Here is a 15722-nt window from a genome sequence, read left to right on the forward strand (position 1 = left end):
GGGGGATGTTGCTGTCAGAGGAACAGGTGCGGACGCCGGGAAGCGCCTGCGCGACGCTGCCGGATCCCGCGCAGGCCGACAGCGTCGCCGATCTCGTCGAGCGGCTGCGCCGGCTCAAGATCTGGGCCGGTGACCCCTCGTACGAGATGATCAAGAACCGCGTCAATGCGGCCTGGGCGGCGGCGGGCCGGCCGGCCGGCGAGCTGGTCTGCAAGTCCACGATCGCGTACTGCTTCCAGCGTGGCCGGCGCCGCTTCGACACCGACCTGGTGATCGCGGTGGTCCAGGCGCTGCACCCGGACACCGGCTATCTGACGCAGTGGCGCCATGCGTTGCGCGTCGTGGGTGGAGAGACCGACTCGGTGTCCCAGGTGCAGATCCGAGACGACCTCCCACCGGATTGCGACCGGTTCACCGGCCGGACCCGCGAGCTGGAACAGATCCGCCACGCGGCGCGCACCGGCGACGCGGTGGTGATCGCGGGCATGGCGGGGGTCGGCAAGACCCGGCTCGCCGTCCACGCCGGGCGCCTGCTCCACCAGGAGCAGCAGTTCGATCGGGTGTTCTTCACCGACCTGCGCGGCTTCGATCCCGACCCGGCACAGCCGCCGGCCGCCGTCCTGGAGGAGTTCCTGCGCCTGCTCGGCATGCCCGGCCAGCAGATTCCGCGTGACCTCGACGCGCGTGCTGCCGCCTACCGCGACCGCCTCACCGCCATCCGCGCCCTGGTGGTGCTGGACAACGCCGCCACCACCGAGCAGGTCCGGCCGCTGCTTCCCGCCGGACCGGGCAGCGTCACGCTGGTCACCAGCCGGCGCAGCCTGGCCGCCCTGCGCCCGGCAACCCACCTGTCGGTGGACGTGTTCACCCCCGGCGAAGCCATCGCATTTCTCACCCGGCTCGTTCCCGCCGGCGCGGATTCGTACGCCGCGGCACGCATCGTCCGGCGCTGCGGCTATCTGCCTCTGGCGCTGAGTTCGATCGCGGCGCACATGCAAAGCACACCGGGATGGACCTTGACCGACCACGCCGACCGGCTCGACGAACGCCACCACGACCGGCGCCTCGACACCCGCGTCGAACTCGCCCTCCAGCAGTCCTACCAGCGCCTACCCCCTGACCAGCGGCGGCTGCTGCGCCTGCTCGCCCTGCACCCCGGCCCGGACGTCGACGCGTACGCCGCCGCAGCCCTCGCCGACACCGATCGGGCCACGGCCCAGACACTCCTGTGCTGTCTACGCCGGGATCACCTACTCGTGCAGACCGCGCCGGGCCGGTACACCTTCCACGATCTCGTCCGCGCCTACGCCGTCACCCGCGCCCACGACGAGGACCCACCGCCGGAACGTCGGGCCGCCCTGACCCGGTTCGCTACCATCAGCACACCTTGGCGGGAGAGGCAGCGCTGTGCGGATCGAGTTGGTCACCGGTGACATCACCGTCGAGCAGGTCGACGCCATCGTCAACGCGGCGAACTCGTCCCTGCTGGGCGGCGGCGGAGTCGACGGCGCGATCCACCGCACGGGAGGCCCGGCGATCCTGGAGGAGTGCCGGGCACTGCGAGCCAGCCGGTACGGCAAGGGCCTGAAGGTCGGCCACGCGGTGGCGACCACCGCAGGACGGCTGCCGGCCCGGTGGGTGATCCACACCGTCGGACCGGTGTTCAGCAGAGACGAGGATCGCGCACCGCTGCTCCGGAGCTGCTACACCACCTCGCTGGCCGTCGCCGCCGAACTGGGCGCGCGGACGGTCGCCTTCCCGCTGATCTCCTCCGGCGTGTATCGATGGCCGAAGGACGACGCCGTCGTCCAGGCACTGACCGCCCTGCACGCTGAGCCGACCACCGTCGAGGTGGTGCGCCTAGTGCTGTTCGACGAGCAGACCCGCCAGGCGGCGGAACGCGTCCACCAGGCCTTCGAACACGACCGGGGTCACGGCTCGGCGTCCTTCCGTTAGGTTTCGGCCATGCCATCGAACGCGACCCTGGTCTTCGGGAAGCTGGACCACGACGAAGCGCTGGCGGAAGCAGTTGCCCTGCGGTACGGATCCCGCCCCTGGTGAGGCCGCCCTCGCGGCCACGATCGGCCCGGCCGAATCGGTCCCGGCATCGTGTCGTCGACGGGCGTCTGACCTGTCGTGTTTGCGCTAACAGGGGCAAATTGGCGTTCTGTAGGGCCTTGACGGGCCGCGCGTGTTAGCGAAAACATTGACGAGCTTGCGTTTCAACCAGGTTGAGCCGCCCCACGGCGAACCGGTTGCCCGTGACGGTCATCCCCAGGCTGTCGCGATCCCCCTACCGAAGGACCGCCATGACATCCCCCGCTCATCCCCCGAGACGATCACGGGCACCTCGACGTGTCGCCCTGATCGCCCTCCTCGCCACCGTGACCGCCGCCGGCGTCGCGGTGGCCACGCGTTCCGCCTCGGCCGCGGTCGTCGACCCGGCCGCCTCCTACGTGCTGGTCAACCGCAACAGCGGCAAGGCTCTCGACGTCTACAACCTGGCCACCACCGACGGCGCCGCGATCAATCAGTACGCGCGTAACGACGGTGCCTGGCAGCAGTGGAAGTTCCTCGACTCCGGCGGTGGCTGGTACCGGGTGCAGTCGGTGCACAGCGGCAAGGTCCTGGACCTGCCGACCACGGCGGACGGTGTCCAGTTGGTGCAGAACACCGACCGTAACGACGCCCGTCAGCAGTTCCGGCTCGCGGACTCGGCCGGCGGCCTGGTCCGCCTGATCAACCGCAACAGCGGCAAGGCCCTCGATGTCTGGCAGTGGTCCACCGCCGACGGCGCCATGGTCTCGCAGTACCAGGACCTCGACGGCGCCAACCAGCAGTGGCAGCTGGTCCGGCTGGGCGCCGGCCCGTCACCGACCACGCCCACTCCGAGCACACCCGCGCCGCCGTCCACGACACCGACCGTGCCGCCGCCGGCCTACCCCGGACCGGGTGCGGTCTCCGGCGCCACCGGCACGCATGACCCCACCATGCTCAAAACCCCGCAGGGTACGTACATCGTGGCGCAGACCGGCGACAACATCCGGCTCACCACCTCCACCGACCGCACGACGTTCCGGGCGGCCGGGGCCGCGTTCCCGAACGGGGCGCCGTGGACGACCGCGTACACCGGAGGCAGCCGCAACCTGTGGGCGCCGGACATCTCGTACCACAACGGCCAGTACTACCTGTACTACTCCGCCTCCACGTTCGGCTCCAACCGCTCGGCGATCTTCCTGGCGACGAGCCCGACGGGCGCCTCCGGAACGTGGACCAACCGGGGCCTGGTCATCGAGTCCAGCACGTCGAACAACTACAACGCGATCGACCCGAACCTGATCGTCGACGACGCCGGCCGCTGGTGGCTGAACTTCGGCTCCTTCTGGTCCGGCCTCCAGCAGATCGCCCTGAATCCGTCGACCGGCCTGCGCGCCGACTCCGGCATCCGTCTGATCGCCGGGCGCAACGGCGGGGCGATCGAAGCGCCGCACATGATCAAGCGCGGCTCCTACTACTACCTGTGGGTGTCGTTCGACCGCTGCTGCCAAGGTGCGGCTAGCACGTACCGAATCATGGTCGGCCGCTCGGCCAGCCCGAACGGACCGTTCGTGGACCGCAACGGTGTGGCGATGAATTCCGGCGGCGGCACGCAGGTGCTCGCCGGGCACGGCGACATTCATGGCCCCGGCCACCAGGCCGTCCTCCGCGACACAGACGGTGACCTGCTGGTCTACCACTACTACGCCAACAACGGCGCCTCGTTGCTCGGGCTCAACCGGCTCGGCTACGACTCCGCCGGCTGGCCGTTCGTCTACTAGGAGCTGACATGAGAAAGAGCATTCTGACGGCGGCGGCCACCCTGTTGCTGGCGACCGGCGGCACCATCGCCGTCACGACCGCCGCCGACGCGGCCACCGTACAGACCGGCACGCCGTACGTGCTGGTCAACCGCAACAGCGGCAAGGCTCTCGACGTCTACAACCTGGCCACCAGCGACGGCGCCGCGATCAATCAGTACGCGCGTAACGACGGTGCCTGGCAGCAGTGGAAGTTCCTCGACTCCGGCGGTGGCTGGTACCGGGTGCAGTCGGTGCACAGCGGCAAGGTCCTGGACCTGCCGACCACGGCGGACGGTGTCCAGTTGGTGCAGAACACCGACCGTAACGACGCCCGTCAGCAGTTCCGGCTCGCGGACTCGGCCGGCGGCCTGGTCCGCCTGATCAACCGCAACAGCGGCAAGGCCCTCGATGTCTGGCAGTGGTCCACCGCCGACGGCGCCATGGTCTCCCAATATCAGGACCTCGACGGCGCCAACCAGCAGTGGCAGCTGATCCCGCTGACCAGCGCCGCGCGCACCTTCACCAACCCGATCAAGCGCAACGGCCCGGACCCGTGGCTGCAGCACCACAACGGCTACTACTACCTGGCCACCACCACGTGGAACTCGACCATCACGATGCGCCGGTCGGCCACCCTCGCGGGTCTGGCCACGGCCGCCGACCAGGTGATCTTCAATCTGGCCGGGCGGGCCAACGGCTGCTGCAACATGTGGGCGCCGGAGTTCCACCTGATCAACGGCCGGTGGTACTTCTACTACACCGCCGGGCAGAACGTGTCCGACTACAACCCGACCCAGCGCCTGCACGTGCTCGAGTCGGCCGGCACCGACCCGATGGGGCCGTACACGTTCAAGGCCGACCTCGGCAACGAGTGGGCGCTGGACGCCAGCGTGCTCATGGTCGGCAGCAACCTCTACCTGATGGGCACCTACAACGCCGGCGGCTCCTACGGGCAGTCCAACTTCATCCAGCGCCTGACCAACCCGTGGACACTCACCGGCTCGCGCGTGCGGCTCAGCTCTCCGACGCTGTCCTGGGAGCGGCAGACCGGCGCGGTCAACGAGGGCCCCGAGCCGCTGTACCGCAACGGCAAGGTGATGGTCGTCTACTCGGCGTCCGCCTGCTGGGGCCCCGACTACAAGCTGGGCCTGCTCACCCTGACCGGCACCGACCCGCTGAACCCGGCGCACTGGACCAAGAGCCCCAACCCGGTGTTCCAGCGCAACGACGCCAACGGGGTGTTCGCCCCCGGCCACAACGGCTTCTTCAAGAGCCCGGACGGGACCGAGGACTGGATCGTCTACCACGCCAACGACTCCGCGGGCGGCGGCTGCGACATGAACCGCTCGACCAGGGCCCAGAAGTTCACCTGGAACGCGGACGGCACACCCAACTTCGGCACCCCCGTACGCCTCGGCGTCACCCTGACCGCACCCTCCGGCGAATAGCCGCAATCGCCCGCCCCGGCCACCGCCGGGGCGGGTTCCGGCTGCGCACCGTCGTTCGTCATGGGTTCACCGACGAAAGTTAGTAGCGGCCTGAGCTGCTTCTTCTGTGCCATGAAGACATGATTGAAACTATCCGTCTGACCAAACGCCATCGGGCGGTCACCGCGGTCGACGACCTGTCGTTCGTGGCCGCCGACGGCGAAGTGACCGGATTCGTCGGGCCCAACGGGTCCGGCAAGACCTCCACCATGCGGATGATCGTCGGCCTGGACCGGCCGACCGGGGGTGCAGCCACGATCGACGGGCGCCCGCTGTCCGGTCACCGGGTGCCGCAGAGTGTCGCCGGTGCGGTGCTCGACGCGCAGCGGCTGCCGGCCGGCATGACCGCTCGGGGGCATCTGCGCTGGCTGGCGGCCGCGGGTGGGATCCCGCAACGCCGGTCCGACCTGCTGCTGGAGGAGGTCGGATTGTCGGGAGCGGCATCGCGCCGGGTGTCGGCCTTGTCGCTCGGAATGAAGCAGCGACTGGGGATCGCGGCCGCGCTCCTCGGAGACCCGGGCACCCTGATCCTCGACGAGCCCGTGAACGGACTGGACCCGGACGGCGTGCGCTGGATGCGGCAGCTGCTGCGCCGGCTCGCTGCCGAGGGCAGGTGCGTGCTCGTCTCCAGCCACCTGATGGCGGAGATGCAGCAGACCGCCGACCGTGTCGTGGTGATCGGCGCCGGGCGGCTGCTCGGTGAGTTCGCCATCGCTGACCTGGCCGCGGGAACGTCGCTCGAGGACGCGTACGTCGATCTGACCGCAAGGAGCACCGCATGAGTACGCCTACGCTGCGATCGGAGGCGCTCAAGGTGCGCGAACTCCGCTCGACCTGGGTCGGAACCAGCCTGATCCTGCTGGTCAGCGCCGGGATGGCGGCGCTCATCAGCGCCGTCGCCGACGTAGGCACAGTCGACGAGCGCCAAGTGATCTTCTACAGCTCCGGGCTCGCTACCTGGGCGTACGTGTTCCTGGCGGCCGGACTGGTCGCGACCGAGTTTCACGGCACGGGGCAGGCCACCTTCGTCGCCACGGCCCGGCGCGGGCGGGTGCTGGCCGCCAAACTGCTGCTGATCACCGCTGGTGGACTCGGCGTGGGTCTGCTCGCCGCCACGGCTACGGTGGGCGCCGCCCAGACCGTGCTGATCCTGCGCGGGCCGGAACCGCTCGACCTCGCGGATCCCGGCCTGGTTCGAGGACTCGTGCTGTTCCTGCCCACGTCGATGATCGTGCAGGGTCTGCTGGCGGCCTGCCTTGCCGTTCTGGTGCGCTCAGGCGTCGTCGCGGTCGTCCTCGCCGGGCTTCTGTCGCTCGCGCCGGTGAGCGTGGCGCCGTTCTTCGGTGACTGGTACGCCGCGCACGTCCCGCGCTGGGTTCCGGGGGCGGCCGTGGAGAGCCTCGCCGGGATCGCCGCGCCCGGATCGTACGGCTATCTCGCCTGGCCGCCCGCCGCCGCCTGCCTGCTGGCGTGGATCGGCGTCCTGCTGTTGATCGCTGCGGTGCGCCTGCCGCGCATGGACATCGCCTGACCCGGGAACAGGCAGCGTGAGCCGAGGGGGAGGCGCAGCATGACAGCCGCGATGCGCGAGATGGCCTGGCCGCTTCTCGGGATGGCCGCGGCCGCGCTGACCGGCACCGTCATCGGTTTGATCGCGATCCCGCCGGCGGCACCTGCCGTCCTGGCGATGACGGCTGCGCAGTTGGGCACCACCGCGCTGGCAGTGGTCGCGCCGCGCCGCCCAGTGTTGTGGGCGGTCGCGGTCGCGGCGGTCTCACTGGGCTCGACCCTGCTCGATGACCGGTTGGCCGATCTCGCTCACAGCGGCGCAGTTCCGTGGATCGCGCTGAGCACTGCGGTGGCCGCGCTCGTCCTGTATCGGCACGCCAAAGACCAGGCGGCGGTGGTTGCGGGCACGGTCGCGCTGGCTCTGGGCTCGATCGGGGTGGTGGCGGTCAGCGTGCAGGCCGGCGTACCCGTCGCCACGGCCATCCTGGCCGCCGGCGTCCCGTTCCTCATCGGCGTCATCATGGCCCTGCTCCAACACCTGCGTGACGCGCGCGAAGACCGCGTCCGCCGCCCGGAGCTGGTAGTCGACGACAGGGGTGACGGTTCTCTGGCGGGGGCCCGCCGCGCTCTGGCAATCGTCGCGCTGCGCAGCGACGAACTGGCCGCCTCGGCTGCCGACGGCGCGGCCCGGCGGGCGGCGGCCGACCTGCGTGACGTCGCGCGGCGGGGTCTGACCGGCGCGGACGGCGGCTCGGTGGCGCGCATCGAGGTTCACCCGGCCGGGATCGTGTCGGAGAAGGCGGGCGCGGCTGCGACAGGGGAGAGGACACGGGAGACCTCGATGCCGGAGTTGCCCGATCGCGAACGCGAGATTCTGCGGTTGGTTGCCACCGGCGCGTCCAACGCCGCGATCGCCCGGAGCCTCTATCTCAGCGAAGCCACCGTCAAGCAATACGTCTCCCGGCTCATGCGCCGCTTCGACCGGGAGAATCGCACCCAGTTAGCCCTGCTTGCGGCCCAGTGGTTCGACGGCTTCGCCTGAGCGGTACGCACGCTGCGTACGCCGACTTGTTAGCGAGAACAGCTGCCGTAACAGGTCTGCCGCCAGAAGATCCTCAGAAGCCGACTCATGGGGTTGACAGTCATATATGTGAGCGATAACACTCGGCAAACATCCCCGAAGCGTCGCGATAACCGACGGATCCCCGCTCCCGGCTGCGCCGACGCACCGTCGAATCAGAAAGGCAGACCCCCGTGCCTCTTTCCCGACGCGACTTCACCCGCCTGGCCGCGATGGGCGCGCTGACCACCGCCACCGGTGGCGCCACCCTGCTCGGCACCCCGTCGACAGCGCTGGCCGCCAACACCGCGTACGTCTTCGGCTACTTCAAGGAGACACCGAACCAGAGCGGTGACAGCTACGCACTGCACCTGGCGGTCAGCACCGACGGCCTGAACTGGCGGCCGCTCAACCAGAACAACCCGGTGGCCACCCCGACCGCCGGCACGCTCGGCCTGCGCGACCCCTTCATCCTGCGCAAACAGGACGGTACGTTCGTCGTGCTCGCCATCGACCTGCGCGGCCGCATCTTCAACCAGAACAACCAGTACCTGCACGTGTGGGACTCCACCGACCTGCGCAGCTTCACCGGCTACCGCCGGATCCGGATGCACGGCCTGGCCACCCACACCTGGGCGCCGACCGCCTTCTGGGTGGCCTCCCGCAACCAGTACGCCATCGTCTACTCCGCCAACAACGGCGCCGACGTCTTCATGGTCAACTACACGTCGGACTTCCGGACGGTCAGCACCAACCAGGTCTACTTCAGCCCCGGCTACCCGGTGCTCGACGCGGACATCGTGGTCGACGGGTCGACGTTCTACATGTACTACAAGAACCTCAACGACGGCCTGATCTACGGCGCCCGCTCGTCCACCGGCAACCCGAACAGCTACAGCAACTACACCGGCGGGCTGCGGCAGGGCAACGCCATGGAGGCACCGCTGCTGATCAGGAACAACACCGGCAGCGGCTGGCGGCTGTGGGGCGACTCGTTCAGCCCGGTCAACAACGACTACTACGCGTGGTCCACGTCCAACGTCGGCGCCAACGCGTGGACGTTGCTGAACCAGCGTGACTACACGCCGCCGCTGAACGCCAAGCACGGCACGATCGTCGGCATCACCGCCGCCGAGTACGACGGCCTGGTGGCGCGCTGGGGTCTGCCGGGCTGGGTGCGGCTCAAGTCGTACAACTTCCCGGACCGCTACGTACGCCACGCGAGCAACCTCGGCCGCATCGACGCCTACCCGTTCGACCCGCACGAGGACCAGCTGTGGCGGATGGTGCCGGGCCTGGCCGACGCCGCCGGCGTGTCGTTCGAATCGGTCAACCTCCCCGGCCGCTACCTGCGGCACAGCAACTACGCGATCCGGCTGGACGCCAACGACAACACCGCCACGTTCCGCGCCGACGCGACCTTCACCCGGGTCGCCGGGCTCGCCGATTCCACCTGGTCGTCGTTCCGGTCCTACAACTTCCCGGACCGCTACCTGCGCCACTCGGGCTACGTGCTGCGCATCGACCCCCTCAGCGCAAGCTCCAGCGCCAGCGACCGCCAGGACGCCACCTTCCGCGTCTCCTGACCGCGTGCGGTGAGGGACACCCGGCCAGGCACGCGACCGGTCGCGCCGGCGCAGCCTGCACAGTGTGTCCCTCACCCTTCGGCACCCACCGGCAGGGCAACTCCGCTGAGGCTACGAGCTTCCCGCGGACACCGCGGTACGCCCTACCTCGGATAGGAAGTGGCCTCGGCAATTCACGGCTTGCTGGCGACCACTGAGCCCCGCGTGGCGACCGGTCGGGTCGGCGTTGTTCCCCGCCTGCTGCCGGCCTTCATACGGTCGTGCCCACGACGACGGAAGGCGTGGGGATGCGCAAGGGAACTCGAATTGCACTGGGGATCGCTGCCGGGGTGGTGGCGGTGATCGTGGCCGGCGTGGGGACGCTCGCCGTGCTCAACCGGCCGCTGTCGCGCGCCGAAGTTGATGAGGCGATCCGCGAGCGGCTTCACGACACGGTGGCTGAGCATGCGTCCGTTTCGAGCGTGTTGTTCGCGACCTATGACGGGCGGACCGGCGAGTTGCACCGCTATGCCGCCGGCACCGTTTCGGCGGACTCCGCGGAGCCGGCGCGGGTGGACAGCCGGTTCCACTCGGCGAGCGTCGGGAAGACCATGCTGGCCGCGGTCTACGGTCAGCTCGTCGACGAAGGGCGCGTCACCTTTGCGGACCCCGTGGGCAAGTGGCTCGACGCGGCGGTGCTCGACGGACTCTTCGTCGAGGGCCGGGCGCCGGAGGTGACCCTCGGCCAGCTTCTCAGCCACACGTCCGGCGCGGCCGACTACTTCGAAGGGCCGGTGGTCTCCGGTCCGCCGATGATCGAGCTCATCACCACGAACCCGGACCGGCTGTTCACGCCGGCGGACCTGCTCGCGTTCTCCCGTGACCAGCAGACGCCCACCGCCGCGCCGGGAACCGCCTTCGGCTACTCCGACACCGGCTATGTGCTGCTCGGCCTCGCACTCGAGAAGATCGAGGGTCGACCGTACGCAGAGATTCTCGAACGCCGTGTCTTCACGCCCTTGGGCATGCCCGACAGTGACCTGCTGACCGATTATGGGGTGGACGCCGATGTCCTGGCGGTGACCGCGCGCGGTGTGGATCTGAGCACCAGGAACGCGATGTCGGTCGACTGGGCCGGCGGTGGTGTCGTGACGACGACGGCTGACCTGGTCACGTTCATGCGGGCGTTCACGTCGGGCGAGCTGGTCTCCGCCCCGACGCTCGCCCGGCTGACCGCCTTCGAGCACGAGTTCGAGCCGGGCATCCGGTACGGCATGGGCGTCATGCAGTTCCGCTTCAGTGAGCTGTCGCCGCTGCTGTTCAGCATGTCGGACGCGTACGGCGCGGTCGGCGCGACGGGCACGTACGCTCTCTACGATCCGGAGGGTGACACCTACTTCGTCGCCAACTACGGATCGCTGGAGTTCGGTGAGAAGGCGATCGAGGAGCTTGTCGACCTCCGGCTGATCACCGATCGTCTTGCGGACTGACCCGGAGCGGACCGACCCGGAGCGGAGTGACCCGGAGCGATGGTGGAGCTGGTGTGTTCGCCGGGCCTGCGCGCGCGGCTGGAACGCGAGCTCGCGGCGCACGACGTCGAACTGGGCGCCGACACCCGCTGGGTGCTCGTCGAGCGCGGGTTCGAGGTGCCGGCCGGACGCCCGGCGATCGTGTTCGACGCCCTCGACTACATGGACGTGGTCCGGCTGCTGGTCGCGGGCGTGCGCGAGCAGAACGGCGGCGCCCGCTCCGTGGTCGGCCAGCGGGGCAGCAACTTCGTCGTGCTCACGGCGCGCGAGGTGGTCTACCTGGAAGCGGTCGCCGAGGGGATCGTCGCCCGCACCGCGTCCGGCCGCGACCGCGTGCGGGGCACCCTGCAGCACTTCGAGGTGAGCTGGGCGGGGCTCGGCTTCGTACGGATCAACCGGTCGCAGTTGGTCAACCTGGCCCACGTGCGGGAGATCGTGCCCTGGTTCAACTCCCGCTACGTGCTGCGGCTCGCCGGAGGCGAGGAAGTCGAAGTCTCGAAAACGTACGCGAAGCGCCTGCGCAGCGCGCTGAGGATGTGAAGGCGGTGACCGTGATGGATGCGACTGCGCTGGTGAAATCCTTCGCTCTCGGGCTGGTGGTCGGCGTCGCGCTGCAGCTGTCGGCGCCGGCGGGCACCGACTTCTCCGACCGCGCACTGACCGTCCTGGCCTGCGGCGCCGTGGGCCTCATGATCGGCGCGGTGACGGAGTGGCTGACGTCCCTGTTGCCGATCCGCATCGCGCGAACGGCGGTGTATTTCCTCATCAACAACCTGATCGCGATCGTCATCTCGGCTGTCGTGACGGCGGTGCTCGTCGCGTTGAGTTCCGCGGACGTGCTCGACGCAGGCGTCGTGGTCCTGGTCGTCGCGATCGTGTGCGTGGCGAATCTGGGCGACTTCCTGCTGTACCGCCGCGCCCAGCGCCGCCTGCACGCCATCCAGGTGACCCTGGCCGTCGCGACCGACGACGACCAGGGTCACTGAGACCCTCAGGGCGCCGTCAGGTCGAACCGGTTGACGGTGACGGCGCCGCCGAGGGCCTGGGTGGCGTAGTTGAAGATGCCGAAGCGATAGCCCATGAAGAACTGCCAGGCGTTGTTGAGGGTGAACGCCGGGCCCAGAGCGGTGAACGTGCTGCCGTTGGTGCTGTAGGAGAAGGTCGCGGTCCGCCCGGCGCCGGGCCGGATGTCGGCGCTGGCCCGCAACCAGATTCGGCCGCCGGTCACGGTCGCACCGGCGGCCTCGGTGCCCGTGCCGGTGGTGGCCCAGCTCGAGTTCATGGTCAGGCCGTTGGTCATCGACACCCGGGTGACGCCGTTGTCCTTGCGGATGCCGATCCACGCCGACGAGTCGCGGAGCATGGCCAGGCCGGCGCGGTCGCCGTTGGCCATCTGCGAGTAGTCCAGCTCGATGGTCGCGGTCGACGACGGGCCCTGGATCCGGTGGGTGAGGGTGTTGCGCGCGGCGTACAGATCGTTGGTCACCGTGGCGGTGGCCAGCCGCAGCCCGCTGCCGACGCTGAACCGGCTGGTGTCCGGGTTGTGGTTCCATTCCCAGCGGTGTCCGAGCCGGGCGCCGGTGAAGGTGTCCGGGCCGGTCATCGGCTGCACCGTCCTGGACGTGGTGATGGCGGGTCTCGGATAGGTGGCGCCCCACCGGCCGTTGACGGTGGTCAGCACCGGCCAGTCGTTGCTCCAGGTGATGGGGGCCAGGGTCGGCACCCGGCCGCCGGGGTAGGCGTCGGTGAACGCCATGTACCACCAGTCGCCGTTCTGGGTCTGCACCAGGCCGCCCTGGTGCGGCACGCCGCCGCCGGAGATCGGGCCGGGCAGGTCGAGCAGCACCTGGCGCTGCTCGTACGGGCCCCACGGGCTGGTCGAGCGCAGCACGTACTGACCGTTCGCCGGGCGGGTGAGCCAGATGTAGTAGTAGTTGCCGCGCTTGTACATGCGGGCGCCTTCGAGGGTGCCGATGCTCGACGGCGTGGTGTAGACCGTCTGCGCCCGCACCTGCGATGTCAGATCAGCGGAGAGCTGGGCGACGCTGATCGTGCCGTTGCCGTACGCCACGTACGGAGTGTCGTTGTCGAACAGCAGCCCGGCGTCGTAGTAGCAGTTGTTGATTCGGGCCTTCTTGCTCCAGGCGCCGTCGACCGCGGTGGCGGTGTAGACGTAGGTGCGGTTGAACTCGGTGCAGCCCAGCCAGTAGTAGGTGCTGTTGCTGGGCCGGTAGTTGAAGGCCGACGCCCAGATGCCTTTCACGTACGCGCGGCCGCCGGACAGGTCGTAGGCGGCGTTGTCGAAGTCCAGCCGCGGCACGGAGTGTCCCGCGTACTCCCAGTTCACCAGGTCGTAGGAGCGCAGGATCGGCGCGCCCGGCGAGTAGTGCATGGTCGACGCCGAGTAGTAGTAGGCGTCCCCGACCCGGATGATGTCGCCGTCGGCGAAGTCCTGCCACACCACCGGATTGGTGAACGTGCCGGTGGGCGGGGTGCTGCCGCCGACCGGCACCAGCTGCCACTGCTGATTCGCGCCGTTCCAGTCGGCGTACTGGACGATGTTGGCGCCGTCGGTCGTCGCGGCGCCCTGCACCTCCAGGGCCTTACCGCTGTTGCGATTGATCAGCTGGATGTGACCGTCGACGTCCTGGACGCTGAACTGCTGATTGGTTCCGTTGTTGTCGGTCCACTGCACGATCGCGGCGCCATCGGCCGTCGACCGGTTGAAGACGTCGAGGACCTTCCCGGAATGCCGGGACCGCAGCCGGTAGTAGCCGCCGCCGGAGTCGACGAACTGCCACTGCTGCTGTGCCTGGTCGTTGCGCGCCCACTGGGTGATCCGGGCGCCGTCGGTGGTGGCCAGGTTGTAGACGTCCAGGGCTTTGCCGCTGTTGCGGTTGACCAGCACGTACCACGCGCTGGTGTCGATCGTCGCCGCCGACGCGGCGGAGGCGGCGACGAGGGCGAGTGCCGCGCCGAGGACGGCGGTCAGCGCGGCAGCGACGAGCCGCCAGCATCGCCGGCGTAAGGAGGGAGCCCGCATGTCAACTCCTGGGGGAGGGGAATTGATAACGCTCACATTGTTGAGGGCATCGTGCCAGCCGGTTATCGCCATGACAAGAAATGGCAGCTCAGACTATTGCTGGAAGCTCGGCATAACACTTTTCCCGGATTTACTCGCCGAGTGGCGGGCGCACCACGAACGAGCCGTCGGCGAGGAAGGACGCGGTGCCGTCGGACTGGTCGACCCACAGCTGTTCGCCGCGGTGCCTCAGGAACCAGCCGGGATAGTTCGACGATTCGAGCGTCACCGAATCCGCGGCCTGCCCCGGGCCGGGGCAGAAGGTGGCATCGCCACGGAACAGCTCCGTGCCGTCGGCTGGGTCGGCCCGCACCCGCCACGACGAGTGCCGCAGATAGCGGCCGTCGGCGACCCGGAACGAGAAACATGCCGGCTCGGCCAGCCCGGTCACGACCCGCACGGTGGCCTGCCGCCGGGCGGTGACGGTGTTGCCGGGGCCGACCTCGGTCAGCACGCCGAGGCCGCCGGCCACCGTCACGAACCGCCCGGCGGCGTTCGCCGCCTCGAGCGACGCGGATCCGGTTCGCAGCAGCCCGCCCGTGGTCGCCGCCGGTGAGGTGCCGCCCGGGCCGGCGGTGCGCGCAGTCGCCGGCGTCCCGATGGTCACCGGTCGTGCGGGCTCCGGGACGGACAACTCGACCGCGCCGACGGTGGCGCCGGCGGCCAGCACCCCCGCGGTCACCGTCGCGATGACCGGGTGCGCCGCGGCCAACGGAACCAGCGCCCCGGCCTTGCCCGCGGTGACAGCGCCACCGGAGAGCGCCATTCCTGCGCCGCCGTCGCCCGCGCTCCGGGCCAGGATCACCGCGGTCAACGACGCGGGCACCGGCAGCAGCGCGAGACCGGGCAACAGCCGGTCGGTCGGCACCAGGGTGCGGGCCCTGCCCGCACAGACCGGGCAGGTACGGACGTGCCGGGCCAGGCGCTTGCGCCACAGCGGACTCGGTGTTCCGTCCCACCCGGCGAGTTCGCCGCCCAGGGCGGGGCACCGCGGCCGGGCGCCGAGAGCCGCCACGATCGTCCGGCTCACGTCGAGCTGCGTGCGCATCCGCTGGATCCGTACGCCCGCGTGCAGCACCGTGATCCCGAGCGCGTGCGCCAGGTCCGAGCGCGACAGTCGCCCGGCCACCTCCAGCCACCAGAGCGACAGCAACGCCCGGTCGTCCGGGTCGAGCCAGCGGCCGGCCTGCTGCGTCTGCCGGCGTTGCGCGGACAAGTCGGCGTGCAGGGCGGTGGTGCCCTCGAACTGCGCGGCGACATCCGCAACGTCCACGGCATCCTCGAGCGGCGCGGTGTGGGCCGCGGCCCGCCCGGTCCGCTGCTGATAGGTGCCGACCTGGCGTACCGCGATGGCCATCAGCCAGGGGCGGAAGCTCTCCGGTGCGCGCAGCGACCGCAACTGCCGCAGGGCGCGCAGCATGATGTCCTGCACGACGTCGTCCACGTCGGGGTGGCCGTCGAGCACCTGCCGGACCAGGGTGTAGACCAGCGGCAGGTGTTCCGAGACGAGCTCGTCCAGCGCCGCGCGGTCGCCCGCCTGGGCGGCCCGGACCAGCTCGGCGCGGTCCGCGTGGGCAGCTCGCATCTCGTCACCACCACAACGCACGGGGCCGGCCCGGCGCGCCGATGATCGCGCCGGGCCTCCGACTGT

13 protein-coding genes are annotated in these 15722 nt (G+C 69.9%); 11 read left to right on the plus strand and 2 right to left on the minus strand.

What is annotated here, in order from left to right; all coding sequences use genetic code 11:
• Positions 1–5: 5 nt before the first annotated feature.
• From OHA21_RS12280 to OHA21_RS12330, 11 genes are all read left to right on the plus strand, one after another.
• Positions 6–1433 carry an NB-ARC domain-containing protein gene (locus OHA21_RS12280; protein WP_328473356.1) on the plus strand — a complete coding sequence of 476 codons (1428 nt, stop codon included), beginning with the start codon at positions 6–8 and terminating at the stop codon, positions 1431–1433.
• Positions 1408–1956, plus strand: coding sequence for an O-acetyl-ADP-ribose deacetylase (locus tag OHA21_RS12285; RefSeq protein ID WP_328473358.1), 549 nt, complete (start codon positions 1408–1410; stop codon positions 1954–1956). Before OHA21_RS12280 ends, OHA21_RS12285 begins: the two co-directional genes overlap by 26 nt.
• A 353-nt stretch (positions 1957–2309) precedes the next feature.
• Positions 2310–3818: a family 43 glycosylhydrolase gene (locus OHA21_RS12290; protein ID WP_328473360.1), complete on the plus strand. Its 1509-nt coding sequence runs from the start codon at positions 2310–2312 to the stop codon at positions 3816–3818.
• 8 nt (positions 3819–3826) lie between these two features.
• On the plus strand, positions 3827–5287 hold the full coding sequence (locus OHA21_RS12295) for a family 43 glycosylhydrolase (RefSeq protein WP_328473362.1): 1461 nt from the start codon (positions 3827–3829) through the stop codon (positions 5285–5287).
• A 119-nt stretch (positions 5288–5406) separates the two neighbouring features.
• On the plus strand, positions 5407–6108 hold the full coding sequence (locus OHA21_RS12300) for an ABC transporter ATP-binding protein (protein WP_328473364.1): 702 nt from the start codon (positions 5407–5409) through the stop codon (positions 6106–6108).
• Entirely contained in the window at positions 6105–6857 is a 753-nt protein-coding gene (locus tag OHA21_RS12305) for a hypothetical protein (RefSeq protein ID WP_328473366.1), read from the plus strand. The genes OHA21_RS12300 and OHA21_RS12305 overlap by 4 nt, the downstream gene beginning before the upstream one ends.
• 51 nt (positions 6858–6908) lie before the next feature.
• Positions 6909–7877: a helix-turn-helix transcriptional regulator gene (locus OHA21_RS12310; RefSeq protein ID WP_328473368.1), complete on the plus strand. Its 969-nt coding sequence runs from the start codon at positions 6909–6911 to the stop codon at positions 7875–7877.
• A gap of 212 nt (positions 7878–8089) precedes the next feature.
• Positions 8090–9481: a glycoside hydrolase family 43 protein gene (locus OHA21_RS12315; RefSeq protein ID WP_328473370.1), complete on the plus strand. Its 1392-nt coding sequence runs from the start codon at positions 8090–8092 to the stop codon at positions 9479–9481.
• 287 nt (positions 9482–9768) lie between these two features.
• A complete protein-coding gene (locus OHA21_RS12320; protein WP_328473372.1) occupies positions 9769–10950 on the plus strand; it encodes a serine hydrolase domain-containing protein in 1182 nt (393 codons plus the stop codon).
• Positions 10951–10989: 39 nt separating this feature from the next.
• The gene (locus tag OHA21_RS12325; RefSeq protein WP_328473374.1) at positions 10990–11529 is read left to right on the plus strand and encodes a LytTR family DNA-binding domain-containing protein; all 540 of its coding nucleotides are present in this window, start codon (positions 10990–10992) and stop codon (positions 11527–11529) included.
• A gap of 14 nt (positions 11530–11543) precedes the next feature.
• Positions 11544–11975 carry a hypothetical protein gene (locus tag OHA21_RS12330; protein WP_328473376.1) on the plus strand — a complete coding sequence of 144 codons (432 nt, stop codon included), beginning with the start codon at positions 11544–11546 and terminating at the stop codon, positions 11973–11975.
• 5 nt (positions 11976–11980) lie between these two features.
• On the opposite strand, the gene OHA21_RS12335 is transcribed toward OHA21_RS12330, so the two are convergent.
• Positions 11981–14032 carry a family 43 glycosylhydrolase gene (locus OHA21_RS12335; RefSeq protein ID WP_328473378.1) on the minus strand — a complete coding sequence of 684 codons (2052 nt, stop codon included), beginning with the start codon at positions 14030–14032 and terminating at the stop codon, positions 11981–11983.
• A 130-nt stretch (positions 14033–14162) separates the two neighbouring features.
• Positions 14163–15656, minus strand: coding sequence for a sigma-70 family RNA polymerase sigma factor (locus OHA21_RS12340; protein ID WP_328473380.1), 1494 nt, complete (start codon positions 15654–15656; stop codon positions 14163–14165).
• Positions 15657–15722: the final 66 nt, after the last annotated feature.

Source organism: Actinoplanes sp. NBC_00393 (assembly GCF_036053395.1).
Classification (GTDB): Bacteria; Actinomycetota; Actinomycetes; order Mycobacteriales; family Micromonosporaceae; genus Actinoplanes.

Excerpts from the sequence above, each read along its gene's own strand:
- OHA21_RS12320 (WP_328473372.1), top strand. The coding sequence starts at position 9,769 with ATGCGCAAGGGAACTCGAATTGCACTGGGGATCGCTGCCGGGGTGGTG.
- OHA21_RS12330 (WP_328473376.1), top strand. The coding sequence starts at position 11,544 with ATGGATGCGACTGCGCTGGTGAAATCCTTCGCTCTCGGGCTGGTGGTC.
- OHA21_RS12300 (WP_328473364.1), top strand. The coding sequence starts at position 5,407 with ATGATTGAAACTATCCGTCTGACCAAACGCCATCGGGCGGTCACCGCG.
- OHA21_RS12280 (WP_328473356.1), top strand. The coding sequence starts at position 6 with ATGTTGCTGTCAGAGGAACAGGTGCGGACGCCGGGAAGCGCCTGCGCG.
- OHA21_RS12290 (WP_328473360.1), top strand. The coding sequence starts at position 2,310 with ATGACATCCCCCGCTCATCCCCCGAGACGATCACGGGCACCTCGACGT.
- OHA21_RS12310 (WP_328473368.1), top strand. The coding sequence starts at position 6,909 with ATGCGCGAGATGGCCTGGCCGCTTCTCGGGATGGCCGCGGCCGCGCTG.
- OHA21_RS12325 (WP_328473374.1), top strand. The coding sequence starts at position 10,990 with ATGGTGGAGCTGGTGTGTTCGCCGGGCCTGCGCGCGCGGCTGGAACGC.
- OHA21_RS12335 (WP_328473378.1), bottom strand. The coding sequence starts at position 14,032 with ATGCGGGCTCCCTCCTTACGCCGGCGATGCTGGCGGCTCGTCGCTGCC.
- OHA21_RS12295 (WP_328473362.1), top strand. The coding sequence starts at position 3,827 with ATGAGAAAGAGCATTCTGACGGCGGCGGCCACCCTGTTGCTGGCGACC.
- OHA21_RS12305 (WP_328473366.1), top strand. The coding sequence starts at position 6,105 with ATGAGTACGCCTACGCTGCGATCGGAGGCGCTCAAGGTGCGCGAACTC.
- OHA21_RS12340 (WP_328473380.1), bottom strand. The coding sequence starts at position 15,656 with ATGCGAGCTGCCCACGCGGACCGCGCCGAGCTGGTCCGGGCCGCCCAG.